Source organism: Roseofilum sp. Guam, assembly GCF_017746735.1.
Taxonomy (GTDB): Bacteria; Cyanobacteriota; Cyanobacteriia; order Cyanobacteriales; family Desertifilaceae; genus Roseofilum; species Roseofilum reptotaenium.
Genome location: NZ_JAGHZN010000105.1, coordinates 1 through 6,581, shown reverse-complemented (window position 1 = coordinate 6,581; position 6,581 = coordinate 1). Strand labels below are relative to the sequence as shown.

2 protein-coding genes are annotated in these 6,581 nt (G+C 46.6%); one reads left to right on the top strand and one right to left on the bottom strand.

Annotation, left to right across the window (positions count from 1 at the left end):
* Positions 1-1,190 precede the first annotated feature (1,190 nt).
* Positions 1,191-4,553, top strand: a complete 3,363-nt coding sequence (locus tag J7529_RS24210) for an efflux RND transporter permease subunit (protein ID WP_318731111.1) — start codon at positions 1,191-1,193, stop codon at positions 4,551-4,553.
* Positions 4,554-4,681: 128 nt separating this feature from the next.
* Here the strand turns inward: J7529_RS24210 and J7529_RS24205 are convergent, their stop codons facing one another.
* Positions 4,682-6,385 carry a peroxidase family protein gene (locus J7529_RS24205; protein WP_318731110.1) on the bottom strand — a complete coding sequence of 568 codons (1,704 nt, stop codon included), beginning with the start codon at positions 6,383-6,385 and terminating at the stop codon, positions 4,682-4,684.
* Positions 6,386-6,581 lie beyond the last annotated feature (196 nt).

Sequence of the window (6,581 nt, the reverse complement as noted above, 5' to 3'; positions counted from 1 at the left end):
CTCAAGCATCTGTATCCTGTTTTTGAGATGGATGACGAGTTCGATTCTATTGCCTCATTTTAGCTGTGTCAAGGCACTACGACTTTACTAGGTTTTCGCCTGGTACTCAGACGAGAATATTATCCGCATTCCTCACTATGGGTTACAATCAGAACCTATGCCGATCAAAAAAGAACATGTGTGAGGTCAAGATTGTCTTCTGGAAGTTCCAAAGAGCTATTGTTGCAAACCTTGATGGCTACCAAAGGCAAGATGTGTGGTTAAGACGTAATACATCGATTGCAGATAACATACCACAAGATTGTCAAATTAGACATCCATCGACGGGAGAAGTTATTAATGACAGGGATTTAATTATTGTTGAATGATGCCCAGTAAATTAGTCTGATCGCTCTGGTAGAAATTAGCTATTATTCAGCAAAGGCTAGTTTGACTCGGACTATGAATTTTAATTTCTAATATGGATGCATCCAGCAGACAGAATGCTGCTTTAGCCTTACACATCTAGCTGCATCGTCGATCCAAGATTCCGAAAGGTCCTCAAGACTGACTGGATCTCGTGCATATTTCGGCCCGCAAACACCATCAACACTTACTTGTTGTTGGTTTTCGCAAGCTGGTTCTCCACGACCTACTAATCCCGAGGATATTCCGGTTTTGACTCCATCTTCCCACAGAAGTGATGCTCCCCAACCACCTGCCCAGGAATGGGCTTCGTAAATGCAACCATTCCTTATCTGCACGCGATCAGAAACCAGATACCAGCATTTTGTTGTCACAGGTTCGATACGACCAGCATAAGCTGTATTACTAGGCACAAAAGTCAATACTAATGTCCCTAGCAAGATCGCTCCATCTAGATAAGAATATCCGGATAGCCAAGTTTTCAAGTTTGAAAATAGGCTTGGGTGATTGTGGATTTTTATTTTCATTGAATCTGGCTCTTAAAGGGCTTTGTCTTGAAGTTGTAACACCTCATATCATTACAGATAGTTTAGACCATTGACGATTGCCCCCAATCCCATCAGCGTTTTAGTAGACGACAGTGGGGGAGTGGGGGAATAGGGAAATAGGGGAATGTAACCTGCCGATCTTGTGAAAATCCAACCTTGAGATAAACTGGAGAAACTTCAATGCTAGTTGAAGGTTGAGCTTCCTTCATACCCCTTGATTGTCTTCACCCATGACCTATGCTCCTAAGTATTGCTGACAACTTCATTAAGCGACCGGTCTTAACCACGGTTTGCTCCATCTTGATTGTATTGGTTGGGGGAATCTGTCTCCCCCTACTTCCGATCGCCCAACTGCCTCAGTTAGCCAACACTGAAGTAGAAGTGACCTCAGCCTATATTGGGGCAGATGTACAAACGGCGGAAACGACGACTACAACTATTATTGAGCGGGAAATTAATGGGGTGGAGAACATGAAATACATGTACTCCAACACCAACAACTCGGGTTTGACCTCCATTCGGGTAGCGTTTCCCCAAGACGTAGACCGGGATATTGCCCAAGTCAACGTGCAAAACCGAGTGGCTGCTGCTGAAGCCCAACTTCCCGCAGAGGTGAGGCAAACGGGGGTGAACACGGAGAAAGCATCGCCAAGTATTCTGTTGGTACTCGGTTTTTCCTCGGATAAAGATGAGAGTGGGAATTATCTCTATGATGAGATATTCATGAGTAACTATCTGGATTTGTCCGTGCTTGACCAACTCAAACGGCTCCCAGGAGTGGGGCAAGCGACTATACTCGGCGATCGCAAATATGCCATGCGAATTTGGCTAGACCCGAATAAAATGGCGGCACGGGGACTAACGGCTTCTGATGTGGTGAATGCTCTGCAACAGCAAAACATTCAAGTGGGGGCTGGGAAAATTGGACAAGCTCCAGTGCTGGAAGACCAGCAGTTTGAGATTCCCTTACGAGCAGTGGGTCGATTTGTGGATGTCAGTGATTTTGAGGAATTGGTACTCAGTGTTGGTTCGGGAGGAACCCTCGTTAAGGTCAAAGATGTGGGTCGGGTGGAACTGGGAGCGCAAGACTACAGCATAGATGTTGTTTTAAATACCGATCCAGGGGTGGGAATTGCGATCTATCAGTTACCCGGATCTAATGCTCTGGAAACAGCCAATGCCGTGAAAACGGAAATTGCCCGGTTGTCTGAGGATTTTCCACCAGGGTTAAATATGGTGATTGCTTATGATACGACCACATTTATTAATCAATCTCTACAGGAAGTGGTCATTACCCTTTTGCAAGCAATTGGGTTAGTGATTTTAATTTTGTTTGTCTTCCTGCAAGACTGGCGCTCGACTTTGGTTCCGGCGATCGCCATTCCAGTGGCTCTGATTGGGGCATCTGCGGGGCTGATGGTGGCAGGCTTTGAAATTAATACCATGACCTTGTTTGCCTTTACTCTGGCTTCCGGTCTGGTTGTGGATGATGCGATCGTGATTGTGGAGGCAGTTTCCACCAAAATTGAGGAAGGAATGCGCCCTCGACAAGCGGCATTGGATGCCATGGAAGAGCTAACGAGTGCAACGATTGCTACTTCTGCGGTGTTGATGGCGGTGTTTATTCCCGTGTCCTTCTTCCCTGGAACCACGGGGATTATCTTTAAGCAGTTTGCCTTAACCATTGCCTTTGCGATCGCCTGTTCGACTTTTAACGCTCTTACCTTCTCTCCTACCATGTCGGCATTGCTCTTGCGTCCCCGGCAAGAAAATCACGGCCCCTTAGCATGGCTCTTTAAGAAATTTAACCAAGGGTTTGGCTGGGTAGAGCGTCGATATGGCGGATTGATTCAATTTCTGACCCGGATTAACGTCTTAGTGATGGCGGTGTTTATTGCGGGTTTGTTCGCTACAGTGTGGATGTATGGTGCAGTGCCCAGTGGATTTGTGCCACAAGAAGACCAAGGCTATTTTATCGCGATTTATCAAGCTCCTGATGGAGTATCCCTAAACTACACCGCCGAAGTTAGTCGGAAAGTAGAAGAAAAAATTCGTGCCCTGCCAGAAGTGGAACATACTTTTGGGGCAGCCGGGTTTAGTTTCGACGGACAAAACCCCAGTCAAGGAATCTTTTTTGTCACGATGAAACCCTGGGATGAGCGTCCTAGTCCGGAGCAGTCTGTATATGGAGTCCTCGGCCGCTTGAACCGATCCCTGGCGACTGTCCCTGAAGTCTTTGCCATTGCCGTGAATGCCCCCCCTGTCCAAGGGATGGGAAGTACTGGAGGGTTTGAGTTCCAATTGCAAGACCGAACTGGAAATGCTTCTATTCAAGATTTACTCGGTAATGCCTATCGTCTGATTGGGGCAGTAAACTCTGAGCAGTATCCAGCCGTGGCCGGAGCATATACCCTGTTTACCGCCAATAAAGCCCAGAAACAAATAGAAGTGTTGCGTGATCGCGCCAATGCCTTGAATGTGGATGTCACTGAAATCTTCCGCACCCTACAAGTTTATCTGGGATCGAGCTATGTGAATGACTTTGTACTCGGTCAACGGCAATATCGAGTTTATGCCCAAGCGGATGCCCCCTATCGCTCCGATCCAGAAGATATCAATCAGTTTTATGTGCGCTCTAGGGATGGTCAAATGGTTCCTTTAGGCAGTTTGATTAAGCTGACTGAGTTTACCGGGCCGGAGGTGATCCAACATTTCAATATCTTCCGCTCGATTAAAATTCAAGGGGGGCCAGCCCCTGGCTACAGTTCTGGACAGGCGATCGCCGCCATGGAAAAAGCTGCCCAAGACGTGCTAGACCCCGGTTTTGGCTACTCCTGGCAAGGAACTGCCCTAGAAGAAAAAGCCTCTGGAGGCAGTGCCCCGATTATCTTTGGTCTCGGCTTTATGATGGTATTCCTGGTCTTAGCAGCTCAGTATGAGAGCTACATCGACCCCGCCATTATCATGTTGTCCGTGCCTCTGTCCGTCCTCGGTGCGCTCTCTGCTGTTTGGTTCCGCGCCAATATCATTCAAGCGGGAGGACTTTGGCCTGTCGTCACCAATGATGTCTACTGCCAAGTTGCCCTCGTGATGCTCATCGGATTAGCCTCCAAAAACTCGATTCTGATTGTCGAGTTTGCCAACCAACTCCATGAAAAGGGTCTAGATTTTACCAGAGCAGCCACGCAAGCAGCCGAACAGCGCTTCCGACCCATTCAAATGACTGCCTTTTCCACCCTAGTTGGGTTCTGGCCTCTGGTTACAGCGTCCGGAGCAGGCTCGAGCAGTCGTTGGTCTTTGGGAACTGCCATCTTTGGGGGAATGCTGTTGGGAACTATCCTCAGTTTGGTGATTACACCGAACCTCTATATTGCAGTGAAAAACTTGGAAGCATTCCTCCTGAAAGGAGAAAGACCCCAAAAACCGACAAGATCTAGTGGTGGTTCGGGTGGTTTATCAGCCCTGGGGAATTTATCGGGTCTATTGAAGAAACCCTTGGCTAAGAATGGCCACAGCAATGGCACTGATGAGGATCAACCGGATATGCCAACTGAATCAGAGACTAAACCGGAAGAGTCGGAAACTGGTAAATGGTCGTAATCTTAACGATGGGTCTGGATTGGGCGCCAGCCATGGCAGTAAGGTGCGCTATTCAACGCACCTACCCCATTTATTAGATACAGGGATTAAAATCGGGGCGACCAATTTTTGCCCCTGCTGTCCTCTGGTCAATTTACTCTGCTGTGCTTCCAAAAGATCATCAAACCTAAGATTCCCAAAAGTCCTAAGACATTAGAAGATTCAGGAATATCTTGACTGACTAGAAAAGCTTGATCTTGGATGGAAGTTACTGTAGAATTGTCACGAATAACTTCCGCGAGGGTAATACTTTCGAGTTCTGCCATCCAAGGATCTAAATCAGCATCATTGAGATAAAAGAAGCGATCGCCGTCGCGTAAACGCAGAAACTGATCCGCTAAAATAGCTTGGAACACTTCACCGACCATACTGCCAGAAACAGTGTTTTCTGCCAATCCTCCAATCCATAAATCTACTTGGTCTACCGTTTCATAAACTTCGGCTAACGCAGTCTGAAACTGAAGATTAGAGGTAATATCAGCAAAACTAGCAGCCGGGTTTAAACCTAATCCGATCCGAGTTGCATTATAACTCGGTAATCCATGGTCTCGACCGCGTTGAATATTCAGAGACGCTAAATCAAATCCACCTGCTCCAGGAGGCCCAAAATTGCGTAAATCATCAGCAAGTAACGGATCGATTTCTTGTGCCTGTTGAGACGCTAATCCTAACAATAGAGAATCAATTCCCTCTTCCAGAATGAGTTGAGTGGTAAAAAATCCATCTCTCAGAGCAATAGGGTTGCTAACTCCCGTCTGCGGATCGATGCGCTCAAGTGTGGGAGAAACTTGAGTGTGACCCACCCGAAAGGCAGCATGAGCAAATTCATTGCTAATACTGGGATTAACGGTTTCATCATAACCTTGATAAGGACTCAAGGCATCTGTTCCCAAAAGCAAAGGCAAGTATTCGTTATACGTGATGATTTGGATTTTGGCTCCCACTAATTTACGAGCCGTTTCATAAATATAATCATCCACACTCAGTTCCAGTTTTTCGGCTTCCATAGCAGTGTCTGGATCGGCCGCGATTTGTTCGGCAAGACGATTATGTTCTCGGACAAATAGAGTATGTACCGCAATTAAACCGACTTGTTCATTCGCTCGCACATCTCCAGCTAAAAAGAGGGATTCTGATGACGCTTTAACCGGATTGGCATTAGCAAAACCAGCCGTATTAAAATGCATTAAATTACCCGGAGAAGTTTTCAGCTTTCCCGTGCCATCATTAGCCCGAATTTCGGCAGCACGTTCTGCGTCCGATCCATAGATCATCGACCCATCTAAATATGCGGTAATTTCGTTAACCTGTTGTCGGGGATTATCCAGACTTGTTCCTGTATTGGGATCGTACTGAGATCGATTCAGACGGATGGTTTGGACTCCCGTTCCAAAAGGGTCAAACCAGCGATCGCCCACCGGAACATCTACATTAAATGCTTCTGCGGGTTGATGAGATTCAGTGAGGTCAATATCATGATCGACAAACTGTCCCCATTGCCAAAACCAATCACTGGCACTAGAGGAATTCCCTCCAGCTTGAGACTGATGAGAAAGTTGGTTACTGACTAACCTAGCACTGGGGCGATCGCTCCCCGCAGGGCTTGATATGCCATCATCATAAGCCGCAGGAAGCAAGCGTAAAAGTTGGGTATGAGTTTGTCCCCAAGTGGGATTTTCGAGGTTATTTCCCGACCCATCAATCGAACGAAATGTTGCAGCTTGAGCGGATAAGTTTGACAGCAAACCCAAGCTCATTAAAGTAACAGAAGCGAGACAATGGATCAATTTCATGGGTAATGGGTAATGGGTAACAAGTTAAGGCTGTAACCTAGTTGTGTCTTTGGGGAGGCAGGAGGGAATGCAAGAAAACTTAGTTAGAGTTTTGGTAAAAACCAGTAAACGCTGTCGTTACAGCGCTTCGCGCTGTTATGAGGCACAGTAACAACAATGAGCAAACCCTATTCTTAAATGTTGAGGATTAATTAAG